This window comes from Streptomyces sp. NPDC043176 (assembly GCF_056436715.1).
Genome location: NZ_JBWKCA010000002.1, coordinates 376,201 through 391,573 on the forward strand (window position 1 = coordinate 376,201; position 15,373 = coordinate 391,573).

A 15,373-nucleotide genomic window follows, 5' to 3' on the forward strand; every position below is an offset into this window, starting at 1 on the left:
AGGGAGGGACACGGGCTCCGCCGTCCCGGCCGCTGTCACGCGGCCGGGGTGACGGGGCCCGTCGTCGTGATGCGGAAGACGGGGTGCTTGGGCGCGACGGCGCGCAGTTCCTCGGTGGAGGAGTCCGGGCCGACGCCGGCGAAGAAGACGCCGACCTCGGCCTTCCAGCGCTTGAGGTAGGCGCGCAGCAGGACGGGCTTGTCGTCGTCGGCCACCTCGACGGCGGTGAACTCCTGCACGTGCCTGCCGAGGTGCAGCTGACCGCCGCCCGCGGCCCGCATGTTGTGGGTCCACTGGACGTGGCCGCGGGGAGCCACCAGGTACCGGGCCCCGTCCACCGTCAGGAGGTTGACGGGGGTGCGGCGCCATTCGCCGCTCTTGCGGCCGCGGACGGCGAGCACACGGGAGCCCCAGACGCTGATACCGCGGCGGGTCATCCAGGCGACCGCGCGGTTGAGGACGTTCACCGTGAACCAGCCGGGCTTCATGACGTGCGCGGCGGTCGGGGCGATCGGGGCGCTCCCGGTCGTGGGGCTGCTGGGGCCAGTGGAGCTGGTGGAGCTGGTAGGGCCGGCGGGGGCTGCCGGGGCGGTCGGCTCGGCAGCGTTGGCGCGGTTGGCGGAGGCGGCGGAGTCGGCGGGCTGAGCGGACATGGGGTCCTCCTGGGGGTGAAGTGTGAGCGCTGCTCTCGCTTGAGATCAGTGTGCACGCATCGGCGCTCACAATCAAGAGCAATGCTCTCGTTTCGTGGCGGTGCTCCGAAAATGGCACACTGCTCTCCATGACCACCGTTCGAGGAGTCCGCGCCCGCGCCCGCATCGAGATCACCGCAGCCATCAAGGACGAGGCGCGCACCCAGCTCGCCGCCGAAGGCGCCGCCAAGCTGTCCCTGCGGGCCGTCGCCCGCGAGCTCGGCATGGTGTCCTCCGCGCTCTACCGCTACTTCCCCAGCCGCGACGACCTGCTCACCGCCCTCATCGTCGACGCCTACGACGCCGTCGGCGCCGCCGCCGAACAGGCGGCGGCCGGCACCGCGGGTCAGCGCCCCCTCGCCCGCTGGACCGCCGTCTGCCGGGCCGTCCGGGCCTGGGCCGTCGCCCACCCGCACGAGTACGCCCTCATCTACGGCTCCCCGGTCCCGGGCTACACCGCGCCCCAGGACACGATCGCCCCCGCCGCCCGGGTCGGGCTCGTCCTCATCGACATCACCCGCCGCGCCCACGAGGGCGAGGGCGTCGCCCTTCCGCCGCTCCCCGACGACCTGCGCCCGGAAGCCGAGCGCATGGCCGCCGACATCGCCCCGGACCTTCCCCCTGCCCTGGCCGTCGCCCTGGTCGCCGCCTGGTCGCAGCTCTTCGGTCTGGTCTCCTTCGAGGTCTTCGGCCAGTTCCACCGGGTCGTCGAGGACCGCGACACCTTCTTCGCCACGGCTGCCCGCCGCCTGGGCCAGGACGTGGGCCTCCTGCCGCGCGGCTGAACCGGCCGGAGCCCGGTGGCCCCCCAGTGCCGTCGGCGGAGGGGTGGGGTGGGGGCGCGCCCCGGGCTGTCGGGGAGAGGCGGGGTAGTACCCCCGGGCCGTCGGGGAGAGGCGGGGCGGTGCCCCCGGACCGTCGGGGAAGGGCGGGATGGCGCCCCCGGACCGTCGGCGGAGGGCAGGGCGGAGCCCCCTCTACTCCGGCGGGAGTACGCGTGACCACCCCGCCGGGCTGACGCCCTCGCGCACGGCGCGCGGTTAGCGTGGCCGGTATGGACGAGGCGAGCACGGGCGGGAACGGCGGCGGGCCCCTCGGACGGTGGAGCCGGTCGGCCCGGCCGCCCCACGGGCCCGGGGGCCGGAAAGCCCGACCGCGCCACGGGCCCTGGGGCGGGACGGCCCGACAGCCCCACGGGTTTTGGAGAGGGACGGCCCGACGGCCCCACGGGCCCTGGGGAGGGAGGGCCCGAGGACCCCACGGGTCCTGGAGCCGGGCGGCCGACGACCCGGGCCTGCCCTGGCGTTCGACGCTGCTGATCGCCGTACTGGTCATGGTGGGCACCGGGCTCGCCGCGCGGAACCAGCCCGACCGGGAGGCGCTCGACGGGCTCGGGCGGGTCCTGCTGCTGCTCGCGGCGGCGCCGTTGCTGTTCCGGCACCGACGGCCCGTGCCGGTGGTGTTCGGCGTCGCGGCCGTCACCCTCGGCTATCTGGCGGCCGGTTACCCGTACGGGCCGGTCTTCGTCCTGGTGGCCGTCGCCTGCTTCGCCGCCGTCGTCCACGGGCACCGCACCGCCGCCTGGTGGGCCGTCGGCCTGCTGTGGGCCGGACACCTGGTGCTCTCGCACTGGCTCTACCGCCTGCTCCCGCCGCCCGGCGACGGCCCCGCCCCCTGGGGCCAGGAGCTGTCCGCCGCCGCGTTCGCCGTGGCCGTGCTCGCCGCGTCCGAGCTGGTAAGGGTCCGCCGCGAGCAATGGGCGCGACTGCGGGCCGAGCGGGCCGCGGCCGAGCGCCGGCGCGCCGACGAGGAGCGGCTCCGGATCGCCCGGGAACTGCACGACGTGCTCGCCCACTCCATCTCCGTGATCAACGTGCAGGCGGGGGTGGGCCTCGCCCTCCTGGACTCCGACCCCGAACAGGCCCGCACGGCGCTCGCCACCATCAAGGCGGCCAGCAAGGAGGCCCTCGGCGAGGTGCGCCAGGTCCTCGACACCCTGCGCACCCCCGGCGACGCGCCGCGCGCCCCGGCGCCCGGCCTCGACCGGCTCCCCGAGCTGGTCGAACAGGCCGCCGCGGCAGGCCTGACCGTCACCGTGACGACGAGCGGCCCGCGTACGGGCCTGCCGCCCGGAGCCGACCTCGCCGGCTTCCGGATCGTGCAGGAGGCGCTCACCAACGTGGTGCGCCACTCCGGTTCCCGTACCGCCCGGGTCGAGATCACCCGCGGTCCCCGGCGCCTGGACCTGCGCGTGGACGACGACGGCCCCGCCACCGGCACCGAGGCCGGCGGCAGCGGCAACGGACTCGCCGGCATGCGGGAGCGGGCCGCCGCCCTCGGTGGCACCATCGAGGCGGACGTCCGGCCCGACGGCGGCTTCCGCGTCCACGCCGTACTTCCGCTCCCCCCGGAGGAGACACCGTGACCGGCGCAGACCCCACGCCAGCAGGCCCCACAACCGGGACGGCTCCCGCCCCGGGCGCGGACCCCGCTGCCGAGACGGCTCCCACCTCTGGGGCAGGCCCCGTCGCCGGGACGACTCCCGTTCCCGGGGCGGGGCCCGCCCCCGGCGTAGGTCCCACCTCTGGGGCAGGCCCCGTCCCTGGGGCAGGTCCCGCCCTCGGCCCGGGCCCCGGCGCCGGGGCAGGCACCGGCACCGGCGGAGCGGCCCCCCTGATCCGGGTACTGCTCGCCGATGACCAGTCGCTGGTCAGGGCGGGGTTCCGCGCGCTGCTCGACGCCCAGCCGGACATCGAGGTGGCGGGGGAGGCGGCGGACGGCGACGAGGCCGTGGAGCGGGTCGGCGTGCTGCGGCCGGACGTCGTCCTCATGGACATCCGGATGCCGCGGCTCGACGGCCTGGAGGCCACCCGGCGCATCACGGACGACCCGGACCTCGACGGGGTCCGGGTCGTCATGCTGACCACGTTCGAGCTCGACGAGTACGTCTTCGAGGCGATCCGTTCCGGCGCCTCCGGCTTCCTCGTCAAGGACACCGAGCCGGAGGAACTGCTCCGGGCCGTGCGCGCCGTCGTCCACGGGGACGCGCTGCTCTCCCCGGGCGTCACGCGCCGCCTGATCGAGGAGTTCGCCGCCCGCTCCAAGGCCCCGGCCGCCACCGGTGCCCTCGGCGCGCTGACGGAGCGCGAGCGCGAGGTGATGGCCCTGGTCGGCATCGGCCTCTCGAACGAGGAGATCGCCCGCAGACTGGTCGTCAGCCCGCTCACCGCCAAGACGCACGTCAGCCGCGCCATGGTGAAGCTGGGCGCCCGGGACCGCGCCCAACTCGTCGTCATGGCCTACGAGTCGGGCCTCGTGCGGCCCGGCTGGCTGGGCTGACCGCGGCCGGCCGTCACGGCCGCGGGTCACGCCGGCCGGTGACGGCGACCGGGCCTGGCAGCCCGGCGTGTCCGCCGACCACGGCGTCCGGAAGTGGCAGCCCACCACGGCGCCCGGGCATGCCGGCCGCCACGGCGTCCGGGCGTGGCCGCCGATCACGGCAGCCGGGCTCGGCCGTTGATCGCAGGAACGCGCGGCCGATAGCCGACCGCCGTCCGCGCGGTCGGGGTCGCGGGTTCAGGTGTCGCGCGGTCCGGTCCCGGGTTCAGGCGACCGCACGGCCCTGGCCTCGGTTTCAGGCGATCGTGCGGTCCTGGCCCGGGTCCGGACCAACGCGCGGTCCGGCCCCCACGATCAGACGATCGCGGAGTTCTCGCGCCACAGCAGGGCGAGGGCGGTGTCCCCGGTCACGGTCACGGCGTCGCCGGGCAGCCGGTTCCAGAGGGTCAGGTACAACAGGTGGGCGGGGCCGGTCAGTTCCGTGTCAGCGGCGGAGGCCCCGGCGGACGCGGTGCCGCGCTCGGTCCGGGGCGGTTCCGTCGCCGAGAGGTGCACGGTCCAGACGTCGCCGGTGTCCGTGGCGCGGACGCGCAGGGTGCGGGGCTCGGGGGTGTGCACCCGGCTGCGGTCGCGGGCGTGGAAGCCGCGCAGCAGCTCGTCGATGCCGTCGGCGGCGAAGGAGGCTTCCACCGGAGCCGGGCCGGTCGCCAGCGCCGACTCGGCGTCGGCGCGGTGGACCGCCGTCTCGTGGGCCTGGCGGCGTGCCCAGAAGGCGAGCGGTGAGGGGGCGGGCAGGAAGGTCCAGCACTCCAGTGTCTCCGGCGCCGCGCGGAGGGCGGCGACGAGCAGGGCGTGTCCCTCGCGGTAGTGGCCGAGCAACGCGTCGCCGTCGAGCTCCGTCTCGTCGCCCTCCGGGTGGTACGCGGTGTGTCCCTCGACGACGAAGGCGGTGGCCCAGCGGTGCACCGTCGTCGTGTGCCGGAGCAGGTCGCGGATCCGCCATCCCGGGCAGGTCGGCACCTCCGCGTCCGGCCCGGCCTCGGCCGCCGCGTCGGCGAGGGCGTGGCCCGCCGCCTCCAGCGCGTCGATGTGGTCCCTGATCTTCATCGTGTGTTCGGTACTCGCGTCCATGGGGTGGATTCTGGCAGGTCCGAGCGGGCCGTCGCGGCGGTGCAGTCGACGGGGACGGCACCGTGCGGCGTACTCAACTCGCCCCGGCCGCTCCCGCGTTGCGGGCCCAGTAGCCCATGGCCGCCGCGCCGGCCGCGAGCACAGCGACCGTGGTGAGCGCCACCGGCAGGGAGAACCAGTCGGCGAGGAAGCCGATGGAGGGCGGGCCGAGCAGCATGCCGCCGTAGCCGAGGGTGGACGCCGTCGCCACGCCGCCGGGGCCGGCGAGCGCGCCCGCGCGGGCCACGGCGACGGGGAAGATGTTGGCGAGACCGAGGCCGGTGATCGCGAAGCCGAGCAGGGTGGCCCAGACGGTCGGCGCGAGTGCGCCGACGAGCATGCCGGCGGCGGCGGTGGCCCCGCCGGTCACCAGGGTGCGGGTCTGGCCGAGCCGTTCGAGCAGCGCGGTGCCGGAGAGTCGTCCGGCGGTCATGGTCAGCGCGAAGACGGAGTAGCCGGCGGCCGCCACACCGGGGTGGGCGTGGAGGTCCTGTTCGAGGTGGAGGGCGCCCCAGTCGGCGAGGGCCCCTTCGCCGTACGCCGTGCAGAGGGCGATCACCCCGAAGACGACGACGGCGCGGCGGGACGCACGCGTGCGCGTGACGGCCGGTCGGCGATCGGAGGGCGCGATGACCTCGGGCAGGGTGGGGGAGGGGTGGCGCAGGAGTACGGGCCCGGCGGCGGCCGTCAGGGCCAGGCCGACGACGGTGAGGCCGAGGAGGTGGGTGGTGGGGGAGAGGCTGCCGGCGAGCAGCCCGCCGATGCCGGCGCCGAGCATGCCGCCGAGGCTGAACGCGGCGTGGAAGCTCGGCATCACCGGTCGGCGCAGGGCGGTCACCAGGTCGACGGCCGCGCTGTTCATGGCGACGTTGATGCCGCCGTACGCGGCGCCGAAGACCAGCAGGACGAGGCCGAGCGAGAGCGGTGAGCGGGTGAGGGCCGGCAGCGCGACCGAGAGGGAGAGGAGGACCGCGGTGGCGACGGTGACGGGGTGGGAGCCGAGGCGCCGGCAGAGCCGGCCGGTCAGCGTCATGGTGATCACGGCGCCCGCGGAGACGCCGAGCAGGGCGAGGCCGAGGTCGCCGGCCGAGGCGCCCGTCTGCTGCTTGACGGCGGGGATGCGGACCACCCAGCCGGCGAACAGGAATCCGTCGAGGGCGAAGAAGAGGGTCAGGGCGGAGCGGAGGCGGGACAGGGAGCGGGTGGCGGTGTCTCCGCCGGGGCCCCCCGATACGGCCGTCCGTACTTTGTTTAGTAGCGGCACAAACTCAGGATAGGGGGCGGCCGCCCGTGGAATCAACCGCGCCGGCGGCGTACGGGCCGGGGTGCGGTGGGGCACGGGGCCCCGAGGCGGTCCGATCATGGGAGACTCGCCCCCATGAACGGCAAGGCGACGACGATCCGGACACGGCTGGACAGGGGGCGCAACGCGCTCGGCCCCGCCCTGGAGCTGGTGCACACCGGCAGGGCGCCGACACGGGCCGTCCTCACCGCCGAACTCGGCGTCACCCGGGCCACCGCGGGCGCCGTCGCCGCGGAGCTGGAGGCCCTGGGCCTCATCCGTGTCGACTCCAACCCGGGCGCCGCGGCAGGCTCCCAGGGCCGCCCCTCGCACCGGCTCGCCGTGGACGAGAAGGGCCCGGTCGCCCTCGCCGCCCAGGTCCACGCCGACGGCTTCCGGGCCGCCCTCGTCGGGCTCGGCGGCACGATCGTCGCCACCGCTCCCGGCTGCGTCACGGTCTCCGCCGACCCCGCCCAGGTCCTCGGGGCCGTCGTCGACGCGGGGGCCGCCCTGCTCCGGGAGAGCGGTCGCCGGTGCGTCGGCGCCGGGCTGGCCGCCCCCTCGGCCGTGGCCGAACCCGAGGGCACCGCGCTCAACCCGCTCCACCTCGCCTGGCCCGCCGGGGCGCCCGTCCGGGAGATCTTCGCCGAGCGGGTGCGCGCCGCCGGCATCGAGGGCCCCGCCTTCACCGGCAACGACGTGAACCTCGCCGCCCTCGCCGAGCACCGGCACGGCGCGGGGCGCGGCGCCCGGGACCTGCTCTGCGTGGCCACCGGTCACCGGGGCGTCGGCGGCGCGCTCGTCCTCGACGGGCGCCTGCACACCGGCAGCTCGGGCCTGGCCCTGGAGGTCGGCCACCTGACGGTCAACCCGGAGGGGCGGCCCTGCCACTGCGGCAGCCGGGGCTGCCTCGACGTCGAGACCGACCCGCTCGCGTTCCTCACGGTCGCCGGCCGGGCGCCGGGCCCCGAGGTCTCCCTGCTCCAGCAGGCCCGCGACCTGCTGCGGACGAGCCGGGACGACCCGGGCGTCCGGGTCGCCGTGGGCGAGCTGATCGACCGCCTCGGTCTCGGCCTCGCCGGCCTGGTGAACATCCTCAACCCGGACCGGATCATCCTCGGCGGTCTGCACCGCGAGCTGCTCGACGCCGATCCCGAGCGCCTGCGCGCGGTCGTCGCCGACCGCAGCCTCTGGGGCCGCAGCGGCGGGGTGCCGATCCTGCCCTGCACCCTCGACCACAACAGCCTCGTCGGGGCCGCCGAGCTGGCCTGGCAGCCGGTGCTCGACGATCCGCTGGCCGCGTTGGGGCGCGAGCCGGTCTGACCCCTGGCGGGCCGGACGCGAGCCGGTCCGACCCCCGACGGGCCGGGCGCGAGCCGGTCCGACCCGTGACGGCCGAGCGCCGTGCCCCCGACCCCGCTTGCGGGTGCGGCGACTTCGGCGGTTTCACGGGGAGGGGCGAGCACCGTGAGATCCGTACGATCTACGGCTTCCCGGGGCGGATCGCCGAGCGGCCCCTCCCCGCCCCGCGCGGCCAGAACGGGCGCTGGACCGGCGGTTCCGTGGACCAGGGGGTCGAGGAGCTGACCGGCGCCGTCCTGGAGCACGGCGCCCCGGCATCACCTCACCCCCGTGGATCCGGGCGGCCCTCGGCCACCGCGGCGAGCCGCTCCAGGGCCATGCGGGTGCCGGTCTCGTTGTCGGCCGGGGGGACGGCGTCGGGGACCCCCTCGTGGACGAGCCGCACCTCGGTGCCGCCCCCGTCCGGGATCAGCGTCGTCGTGAGGGTCATCGCGCCGAGCATCCGGGGGTCGTCGGACTCGAACTCGATGATCTCGACGACCCGTTCGTCCGGCACCAGCTCCACGAAGCGGCCGTGGTACGTGTCCGTGCGCGCGCCCGACTTCCCGGTGCCGTCGGTCGTGTCGTAGTGCAGCGAGACCCGGAACTCGCCCCCTTCGCGCACGTCGAAGGAATGCACCTCGCAGGTCATCCCGTACGGCACCCGCCAGCGCGCGACCGCGTCGGCGTCGAGCAGCGAACGGTAGACGGCCGACGGCGGGGCGTCGACGTGACGGGACGCGCGTGAGGTGTACACCCCCTCAGGCTAGGACGCGAAGGGCCCGACGGCAGGCTGATCTGCCGGGGCCCGGGCGGGTCGCCGCCTCTGGCCGGGGCAGCGGCCGTGGCGGGAGCTGGAGCTGGAGCTGAGGCGGAGGCTGGGGCTGGGGCGGCGGGGCGGGCGCGGTGACGGTTCCCGCCGGAAATGGGTTGGCGGGGGAGTGCGCACGCCGTACCGTTCGACTCCATGATCACCAACGAATCCGACCTGCCGCCGCGCCTCGGAAGCCTCACCTTCCACGGGCCGCTCTCCGAGGCCCGCGCCACCCGCATGATCGAGCGCCTCGCCGCCGCCGGACCCGCCGACGTGCTGGACATCGGCTGCGGCTGGGGCGAGTTGCTGCTGCGCGTCCTGGAGGCCGCCCCTGCGGCCAAGGGAGCCGGCCTCGACATCAACGCCGAGGACCTGGCGCGCGGGCGGGCCCTCGCCGAGGAGCGCGGGCTCGCCGACCGCGTGGCGTTCGTCGAGGAGTCGGCGCTCGGCACGGACCGGGGGCCGGTCGACGCGATCCTGTGCCTCGGGTCGAGCCAGGCGCTCTGCGACCCCGAGCTGCCGCACGACCCCGCCGTCGCCCTGCGCGAACTGCGCCGGCTCGTACGGCCGGGCGGGCGGGTCGTGCTCGGCGAGGGCTTCTGGGAGCGCGTTCCCACCGAGGCCGACCTGGCCGGGATGTGGCCCGGCGCCCGGGTCGACGACCACCTCACCCTCGGCGGGCTCGTCGACGTCGCGATCGAGGCCGGGTTCCGGCCCGCCTGGATCGAGACGGCGAACGCCGAGGAGTGGGAGGAGTTCGAGTCCGGCTACCGGTACGACACCGAGGTCTGGCTCGCCACCCACCCCGACCACCCGCTGGCCGCCGAGACCCGCGAGCGCGTGGACCGTCAGCGCTCGACCTGGGTGAACGGCTACCGCGGCATCCTCGGCATCACCTACCTCACGCTCGTCGCCGTCGCCTGACCCCCTCGTGACCTCGCGCCGGCACCGGCGCGCCGCCCGCCGGCCATGCCCCGATCCCGGGACCGGCTGGCACCCGCCTCACCACCGCCGCCCGGCCTTCAGTCCCGTGCGCTCCGGTGCGGAGAGGTGCAGCACCCGGAAGCGCTCGCCCTCACCGGCGGGCGCTTCCGCGTCCGCCCACAGGGTGAAGGCGAGCAGCTCCCAGTGGCGCGGATCGACCGCGAGCGCGGAGGCCACCACCCCGTCCCGCCGGGCCTCCCGCTCGTGCCGGGCGAGCGCCTCCGTCACCGCCTCACCCGGCGCGACCGCCTCCCCGAGCGGGGTCCGGCGGCGCGTGGCCGCGCCCGGCACCGACCCGGACGCAGGCCCCTCCTCGTACGACAGGCCCGTCCAGTGCTGCACGACGGGCCGGCCGAAGTCGTTCACGATGCCCTGGAAGCCGGGGCCCCAGAGGAACGAGTTCATCCCCTCGGGCGTGCGCCACAGGTAGAACGGCGCGTACTGGTTGACGGGCGAGCCGGCCTCCCGCTCCCGGATCAGGTACGCCTTCATGCCGAGGCCGGGGAAGGCGTCGAGCAGATGGCCCCTGGTCGCCACCCGCTCGCGGATGATCCCCATGTCGTAGTCGGCGGGCAGGGTGATCTCGTACTGCATCGCGTGCACGGGGCGGACTCCGCTTCTCTGGGGGTACGGGGGACCGGCTCGGCCGGTACGGCGGTCAGGCCCGGCCGTGGCGTGGGGCGAGGAGCGAGAGGAGGCCCCGCACCGCACTGTCGAAGGGCGCCCGCGAACCCGTCGCGCGGGCCAGCACGTAGCCGCCCTGAAGGGTGGCGGCGACGGTCGCCGCGATCGCGGCCGGATCGAGGGCGTCGCTCAACTCGCCCTTGTCCAGGCCCTCCTGGACGACCTCGGCGAGCCGGGTGCGCAGCCGGCCGAGCACCTCCTCGACCGGGGCGCGCAGCTCCGGCCGGGCGATCACCTCCGGGTCCATCGTCAGGCGCCCCATCGGGCAGCCGCGCAGGACGTCCCGCTCGCCGAGCAGATAGGCCTCGATCCGGTCGTACGCCGAGGCCTCGCCGCCGAGCACTGCCTCGGCCGCCGCCCCCATCTCCTCGGCGGTGCGCCTGATCGCCGCGAGGGCGAGATCGGGCTTGCCCGCGAAGTGGTGGTACATGCTGCCCTGGCCCGCGTCCGCCGCCTGCTGGACGGCCTTGGGGCTGGTGCCCACGTACCCGCGCTCCCACAGCAGCTCGCGGGTCGCCTCGATCAGCCGCTCGGAGGTCTCCATGCCCATGAGGGCACTGTACATACCAGTAGGTACAGAAAAGAAGGAGAGGGCCGCGCCCCGGCGTCCGCCGCCCTCCCCGGCCCGCCGTACTCCCGGCGCCGTACTCCCGGCGTCGTACGCGCGAAGCCGCTGCCCGTACGACGACCCGGACCCCGGTCCGGAGGGATTCTCGAACCACGGACAACCCGCAGCGCACCGAGGAGCTGAAACGTCATGAACACACTCGCCTACGCGGGGCCCGGCCCGTGGGTCCTCTTCGTCCCCCTCGTCTGGGCCGTCGTCGTCATCGGGGTCGTGACCCTCGCCCGCCGTGCGGGCCTCGGCCGGGGACGCGGTTTCCGGCCCGGCCGCGACGGCGGACCCGACGAGCGTTCGCCGATCGCCCTGCTCGGCCACCGGTTCGCCGCCGGCGAGATCGACGAGGACGAGTACTGGCGCCGGCTGACCGTCCTGGAGGAGCAGTTCGGCCGCGCCGTGACCGACAAGGGACGCCGGACCTGACCGGGGCCCGTGCGTCCTGCACACCGCCACGACCCCGGTGCGCCCGGGCCACCCGGGCCGCACGGGTCGCGTCGAACGGGAGGACGATCCAGGAGGGCGTCCCGGCCCAGGACCCGGCGCACCGGCTCGGCTGCTTCGACCGGCCGCACCTGGCGCGGTCCCCGACCCGGTACACCGGCCGGACGGCCGTCCAGCTCGGCGATCCGGCGCGCGCGGAGGCGCTGGCGCTTCCGTACGAGCCGTCGCCCCCGTCGCCCGCATAGTGTTCCTGACGTAGCGACAAACCCCGCACCCGGCACGGAGGAATCATGCGCAAGGTCGTTTCCGGTCTGTTCGTCTCGCTCGACGGTGTCGCCCAGTCGCCGAACGAGTGGCAGTTCGACTTCGACGAGGAGATGGGCGCCGCGCTGGCGCAGACGCTGGAGACGGCGGACACGATCCTGCTGGGCCGGGTGACGTTCACCGAGTGGGCCGGCTACTGGCCCACGGTCACCAGCGGAGAGGACGCCGGCTTCGCCCGGTGGATCAACGAGTCGCAGAAGTACGTGGTCTCCTCCACGCTGTCCAGCGTGGAGGACTGGGCCAACAGCACGCTCGTCGACGGCGACCTGACCGCCGCCGTCGAGAAGCTCAAGCAGGGCGAGGGCAAGGACATCACCGTCGCCGGCAGCCCGACCCTGGTGCGCTCGCTCCTCGAGCGGGACCTGCTGGACGAACTGGTCCTGCTGATCCACCCGGTGGTGGCCGGCGAGGGCCGCAGGAAGCTGTTCACGGACGACTCCGCCCTCAAGAGGCTGGAGCTGGTGAGCGCCCGCCCGACCAGCAGCGGAGTGATCATCGCGACGTACCGGCCGGTGCGCTGACCTCCGCGCCCGGCCCGCCGCACGACCACGCGGCGGGAGCGGGCTGTCCGGCCCGCTCAGCCCACCAGGACCGAGCGGGCCGCGAGCGGGGTCAGGACCGGGTCGATCGGCGTGCTGAGCGGCGCGCCGACCGGGAAGCGTCCGTAGCCGGCGAGGGGGCCCTCGGCGGGGGCGCCGTACACGGCGTGCGCGCACGCCTCGACCGGGGCGGCGGTCGGCGGCGCCGTGAGGGTGAACCACACGACCTTGCCGTCGGCCCCGCACGGGCGGACGCCCCAACTCTCGCTCACGGCACCGACGATGGCCAGACCGCGACCGGAGGTCGCGAGCCGCTCGTACGCGTCGAGGACGTCGAGGCCGTCGAGCCCGTCGAGCGGTTCCGGGTCGGCGGCCTCCGGTATGCGGGGGTCGTGGTCCCGGACGGAGACCGTCAGCCGGTCGAGCAGCAGCTCGACCTCGACGGTGCACCGCTTGTCCGGCTGCGCGTGCCGGTGGACGTTGCTCAGGAGCTCGGTGACACCGAGCACGGCGTGGTCGACCAGGGCGTCGAGATGCCAGTGGCGCAAATGGGCGGAGACGATCCTGCGGACCTGACCGATCCGCGACGGCAGGGCCTGGAGCTCCACCGCGTAATACCTGCTCGGCTCGCTGATCACGGCTGCGACTCCCCGAAGTAGTCCGGAAGAAGACGAAGATCCCGATTCCTCATGCGGTACAGCAGGGCGGCGACCGGAACACAATGTCACCGCCGATGACTGATGGTGAGATGGTTCCAGGGTGAACCAGCGGTGAGCAGCCCGCAACTCGCGGCGATCCGTGCCAGGTCAGGGGCGTGCGCGGCGCCTCAGCGCCGTCCTGCCGCCCGCTTGAGCGCGGCCAGGAAGCGCCCGGACTCGGCCGTCTCCCCGTCGTCGCCGTCCCGGTGCAGCGTCAGCCGGTACCGGGTGCCGTTCACGGTGGCCACCGCCTCGTCGGACTTCGCGAACCACGGCCGCCCCGCCCGGACCGCCCCCACCGGGGCGCTGTCGATCTCGCTGCCGTAACTCGTGAGCAGGGCCAGCCGCCCGTCCTCGATCCGCACCTCGCCCGCGCGGGTCAACGAGCGGGGCCAGCGCGCGATCCGCACCCCCCGCGCCGTGAACTCGGGTTCCGCCATGTCGATCCGTCCCTTTCACCCGGTTGTCGCTACCAGTGTGCCGGGCCGTCCGCGACCGCACCAGTAGCCCTCCCGCAAGACATCCCTATGGATACCCAAAGGGAACGTTTGCCCAGGTGAGAGGGGTATCGTCGGCAGTGGGGCACCCTGGCAGCGACCGAGGAGAAGCACGGATGAGCACCATGGAGAACAGTGCGGGCAGAAGCGTCACCGCCGCGGCGGTGACCGTCGACGTCGACCGCAGCGACCCGGCGTACCGGACCTGGCTCAAGGAGGCCGTCCGCAAGGTCCAGGCCGACGCCAACCGCTCCGCCGACACCCACCTGCTGCGCTTCCCCCTGCCCGAGAAGTGGGGCATCGACCTCTACCTCAAGGACGAGTCCACCCACCCCACCGGCAGCCTCAAGCACCGGCTCGCCCGCTCCCTGTTCCTCTACGGGCTCTGCAACGGCTGGGTCCGGCCGGGCAAGCCCGTCATCGAGGCCTCCAGCGGCTCGACCGCCGTCTCCGAGGCGTACTTCGCGAAGCTCGTCGGCGTGCCCTTCATCGCCGTCATGCCCCGCACCACCAGCCCGGAGAAGTGCCGGCTCATCGAGTTCCACGGCGGGCAGTGCCACTTCGTCGACGACTCGCGCACGATGTACGACGAGGCCGCGGCCCTCGCCGAGCGCACCGGCGGCCACTACATGGACCAGTTCACCTACGCGGAGCGGGCCACCGACTGGCGCGGCAACAACAACATCGCCGAATCGATGTACCAGCAGCTGAGACTCGAGCGCTACCCGGAGCCCGCCTGGATCGTGGCCACCGCCGGGACGGGCGGCACCTCCGCGACCATCGCCCGCTACGTCCACTACATGCAGCACGACACCCGCATCTGCGTCGCCGACCCCGAGAACTCCTGTTTCTTCGACGGCTGGACGCACAACGACCCGCACGCCACCGCCGACTGCGGCTCCCGCATCGAGGGCATCGGCCGCCCCCGCATGGAGCCGAGCTTCGTGCCCGGCGCCGTCGACCGCATGATGAAGGTCCCCGACGCGGCCACCGTCGCCGCCGTCCGCGCCCTGGAGGGCGCGATCGGCCGCAAGGCGGGCGGCTCCACCGGCACCGGCCTGTGGAGCGCCCTCAAGATCGTCGCCGAGATGGTCGCGCAGGAACGCACCGGCAGCGTCGTCACCCTCATCTGCGACGGCGGCGAGCGCTACCTCGACAAGTACTACTCCGACGACTGGCTGGCCGCCCAGGGCCTCGACATCACCCCGTACACCGCCGCTATCGAGCGCTTCCTGGCGACGGGGGCCTGGCCGGAGTGAGCCGTCGGTCGAGCCGGCGCGCCGCGTCCCGGAACGACAGCCCCACCCCCGGCCCGGCGGCCCGCAGCGCCAGGCGCAGCGGCGCCGGGCCCTCGACGGCCATCGTCCACCGCATCCGGGTGCCCTTCCCCGCCGGCGCCAGGAACCACTCCTCCGCCATGGCCGTCACCCCCGGCGCGTTCGTCTCGTCCACCCGGTACGCGTAGCGGACGTCCGGCTCGGCGGCCAGGATCGTCTCCTCGAACACGATCCCGCCCCTCAGCCGGACCGTCCGCCCCGCCCCGTCCCCGCCCCTCTGCACCGCCGACGTCACCGCCGTGAACCACGCCGGCATGCTCCCCACCTCCATCGCCAGCGACCGGAAGACGGCGGCGGGCGGTGCGGCGAGCGTCGCCGCGAACACCAGACGGACGGGGGCGGATGCGGTGAAGTCGAGCTCCACCGGCCTGAGTCGGCGTGCCATGGATCCTCCCGGGGAATGCGGTCGCCGCACCCTATCTGACCCCCCGTCAACCTCCCACCCCCCGCGGTCCCGCACCGCTTCGGGCCCGCCCCCGTCCCCACGTGGGCCGCGCCCGCCGCCGCGTGGGCCTGTGCCCGTGGCCGCGTGGCCCCGCGCCCGCCGGCGTGTGGGCCTGTGCCCGTGGCCGTGTGGCCCCGCGCCCTCGCCCCGTGGGGGGCCCGTGC

17 protein-coding genes are annotated in these 15,373 nt (G+C 75.0%); 8 read left to right on the forward strand and 9 right to left on the reverse strand.

What is annotated here, in order from left to right; genetic code table 11:
* Positions 1 to 35: 35 nt before the first annotated feature.
* Complete coding sequence (locus tag AC067A_RS04280) at positions 36 to 488, reverse strand: nitroreductase family deazaflavin-dependent oxidoreductase (protein WP_478614609.1); 453 nt, start codon at positions 486 to 488, stop codon at positions 36 to 38.
* Positions 489 to 781: 293 nt separating this feature from the next.
* Here AC067A_RS04280 and AC067A_RS04285 point away from each other — a divergent pair, with 293 nt between their 5' ends.
* From AC067A_RS04285 to AC067A_RS04295, 3 genes are all read left to right on the forward strand, one after another.
* The gene (locus AC067A_RS04285) at positions 782 to 1,477 is read left to right on the forward strand and encodes a TetR/AcrR family transcriptional regulator (protein ID WP_478614272.1); all 696 of its coding nucleotides are present in this window, start codon (positions 782 to 784) and stop codon (positions 1,475 to 1,477) included.
* Positions 1,478 to 2,025: 548 nt separating this feature from the next.
* Positions 2,026 to 3,117 (forward strand): sensor histidine kinase, encoded by a 1,092-nt coding sequence (locus AC067A_RS04290; RefSeq protein ID WP_478614275.1) that lies wholly within the window; start codon positions 2,026 to 2,028, stop codon positions 3,115 to 3,117.
* A gap of 248 nt (positions 3,118 to 3,365) precedes the next feature.
* A complete protein-coding gene (locus AC067A_RS04295) occupies positions 3,366 to 4,031 on the forward strand; it encodes a response regulator transcription factor (protein WP_478614611.1) in 666 nt (221 codons plus the stop codon).
* A 354-nt stretch (positions 4,032 to 4,385) separates the two neighbouring features.
* Here the strand turns inward: AC067A_RS04295 and AC067A_RS04300 are convergent, their stop codons facing one another.
* Positions 4,386 to 5,138: a maleylpyruvate isomerase family mycothiol-dependent enzyme gene (locus tag AC067A_RS04300; protein ID WP_478614613.1), complete on the reverse strand. Its 753-nt coding sequence runs from the start codon at positions 5,136 to 5,138 to the stop codon at positions 4,386 to 4,388.
* 97 nt (positions 5,139 to 5,235) lie between these two features.
* Positions 5,236 to 6,465, reverse strand: a complete 1,230-nt coding sequence (locus tag AC067A_RS04305) for an MFS transporter (RefSeq protein ID WP_478614278.1) — start codon at positions 6,463 to 6,465, stop codon at positions 5,236 to 5,238.
* Between the two features lie 114 nt (positions 6,466 to 6,579).
* Between AC067A_RS04305 and AC067A_RS04310 the strand changes: the two genes are divergently transcribed.
* Complete coding sequence (locus tag AC067A_RS04310; protein ID WP_478614281.1) at positions 6,580 to 7,806, forward strand: ROK family protein; 1,227 nt, start codon at positions 6,580 to 6,582, stop codon at positions 7,804 to 7,806.
* A 301-nt stretch (positions 7,807 to 8,107) separates the two neighbouring features.
* On the opposite strand, the gene AC067A_RS04315 is transcribed toward AC067A_RS04310, so the two are convergent.
* Complete coding sequence (locus tag AC067A_RS04315; protein ID WP_478614284.1) at positions 8,108 to 8,581, reverse strand: SRPBCC family protein; 474 nt, start codon at positions 8,579 to 8,581, stop codon at positions 8,108 to 8,110.
* Between the two features lie 210 nt (positions 8,582 to 8,791).
* Between AC067A_RS04315 and AC067A_RS04320 the strand changes: the two genes are divergently transcribed.
* Positions 8,792 to 9,562, forward strand: coding sequence for an SAM-dependent methyltransferase (locus AC067A_RS04320; RefSeq protein ID WP_478614287.1), 771 nt, complete (start codon positions 8,792 to 8,794; stop codon positions 9,560 to 9,562).
* A gap of 78 nt (positions 9,563 to 9,640) precedes the next feature.
* Here the strand turns inward: AC067A_RS04320 and AC067A_RS04325 are convergent, their stop codons facing one another.
* Both AC067A_RS04325 and AC067A_RS04330 read right to left on the reverse strand, forming a co-directional pair.
* The gene (locus tag AC067A_RS04325; protein WP_478614290.1) at positions 9,641 to 10,225 is read right to left on the reverse strand and encodes a DUF4865 family protein; all 585 of its coding nucleotides are present in this window, start codon (positions 10,223 to 10,225) and stop codon (positions 9,641 to 9,643) included.
* Between the two features lie 55 nt (positions 10,226 to 10,280).
* Entirely contained in the window at positions 10,281 to 10,850 is a 570-nt protein-coding gene (locus AC067A_RS04330; RefSeq protein WP_478614615.1) for a TetR/AcrR family transcriptional regulator, read from the reverse strand.
* A 213-nt stretch (positions 10,851 to 11,063) separates the two neighbouring features.
* Between AC067A_RS04330 and AC067A_RS04335 the strand changes: the two genes are divergently transcribed.
* Positions 11,064 to 11,351, forward strand: a complete 288-nt coding sequence (locus tag AC067A_RS04335; RefSeq protein ID WP_478614293.1) for an SHOCT domain-containing protein — start codon at positions 11,064 to 11,066, stop codon at positions 11,349 to 11,351.
* Between the two features lie 308 nt (positions 11,352 to 11,659).
* Positions 11,660 to 12,214, forward strand: coding sequence for a dihydrofolate reductase family protein (locus AC067A_RS04340; protein ID WP_478614296.1), 555 nt, complete (start codon positions 11,660 to 11,662; stop codon positions 12,212 to 12,214).
* A gap of 56 nt (positions 12,215 to 12,270) precedes the next feature.
* Here the strand turns inward: AC067A_RS04340 and AC067A_RS04345 are convergent, their stop codons facing one another.
* A complete protein-coding gene (locus tag AC067A_RS04345) occupies positions 12,271 to 12,870 on the reverse strand; it encodes an ATP-binding protein (RefSeq protein ID WP_478614299.1) in 600 nt (199 codons plus the stop codon).
* 188 nt (positions 12,871 to 13,058) lie between these two features.
* Positions 13,059 to 13,370, reverse strand: coding sequence for a hypothetical protein (locus tag AC067A_RS04350; protein WP_478614302.1), 312 nt, complete (start codon positions 13,368 to 13,370; stop codon positions 13,059 to 13,061).
* 173 nt (positions 13,371 to 13,543) lie between these two features.
* Here AC067A_RS04350 and cds1 point away from each other — a divergent pair, with 173 nt between their 5' ends.
* Entirely contained in the window at positions 13,544 to 14,686 is a 1,143-nt protein-coding gene (gene cds1 / locus AC067A_RS04355) for an L-cysteine desulfhydrase Cds1 (protein ID WP_478614305.1), read from the forward strand.
* Here the strand turns inward: cds1 and AC067A_RS04360 are convergent.
* Entirely contained in the window at positions 14,646 to 15,149 is a 504-nt protein-coding gene (locus tag AC067A_RS04360) for an SRPBCC family protein (RefSeq protein ID WP_478614308.1), read from the reverse strand. The genes cds1 and AC067A_RS04360 overlap by 41 nt on opposite strands.
* Between the last annotated feature and the right edge of the window lie 224 nt (positions 15,150 to 15,373).

Bases quoted from the DNA above. Each gene is read 5' to 3' on its own strand.
- AC067A_RS04320 (WP_478614287.1), top strand. From the start codon at position 8,792: ATGATCACCAACGAATCCGACCTGCCGCCGCGCCTCGGAAGCCTCACC.
- AC067A_RS04360 (WP_478614308.1), bottom strand. From the start codon at position 15,149: ATGGCACGCCGACTCAGGCCGGTGGAGCTCGACTTCACCGCATCCGCC.
- AC067A_RS04330 (WP_478614615.1), bottom strand. From the start codon at position 10,850: ATGGAGACCTCCGAGCGGCTGATCGAGGCGACCCGCGAGCTGCTGTGG.
- cds1 (WP_478614305.1), top strand. From the start codon at position 13,544: ATGAGCACCATGGAGAACAGTGCGGGCAGAAGCGTCACCGCCGCGGCG.
- AC067A_RS04310 (WP_478614281.1), top strand. From the start codon at position 6,580: ATGAACGGCAAGGCGACGACGATCCGGACACGGCTGGACAGGGGGCGC.
- AC067A_RS04300 (WP_478614613.1), bottom strand. From the start codon at position 5,138: ATGAAGATCAGGGACCACATCGACGCGCTGGAGGCGGCGGGCCACGCC.
- AC067A_RS04290 (WP_478614275.1), top strand. From the start codon at position 2,026: ATGGTGGGCACCGGGCTCGCCGCGCGGAACCAGCCCGACCGGGAGGCG.
- AC067A_RS04280 (WP_478614609.1), bottom strand. From the start codon at position 488: ATGAAGCCCGGCTGGTTCACGGTGAACGTCCTCAACCGCGCGGTCGCC.
- AC067A_RS04335 (WP_478614293.1), top strand. From the start codon at position 11,064: ATGAACACACTCGCCTACGCGGGGCCCGGCCCGTGGGTCCTCTTCGTC.
- AC067A_RS04350 (WP_478614302.1), bottom strand. From the start codon at position 13,370: ATGGCGGAACCCGAGTTCACGGCGCGGGGGGTGCGGATCGCGCGCTGG.
- AC067A_RS04340 (WP_478614296.1), top strand. From the start codon at position 11,660: ATGCGCAAGGTCGTTTCCGGTCTGTTCGTCTCGCTCGACGGTGTCGCC.
- AC067A_RS04285 (WP_478614272.1), top strand. From the start codon at position 782: ATGACCACCGTTCGAGGAGTCCGCGCCCGCGCCCGCATCGAGATCACC.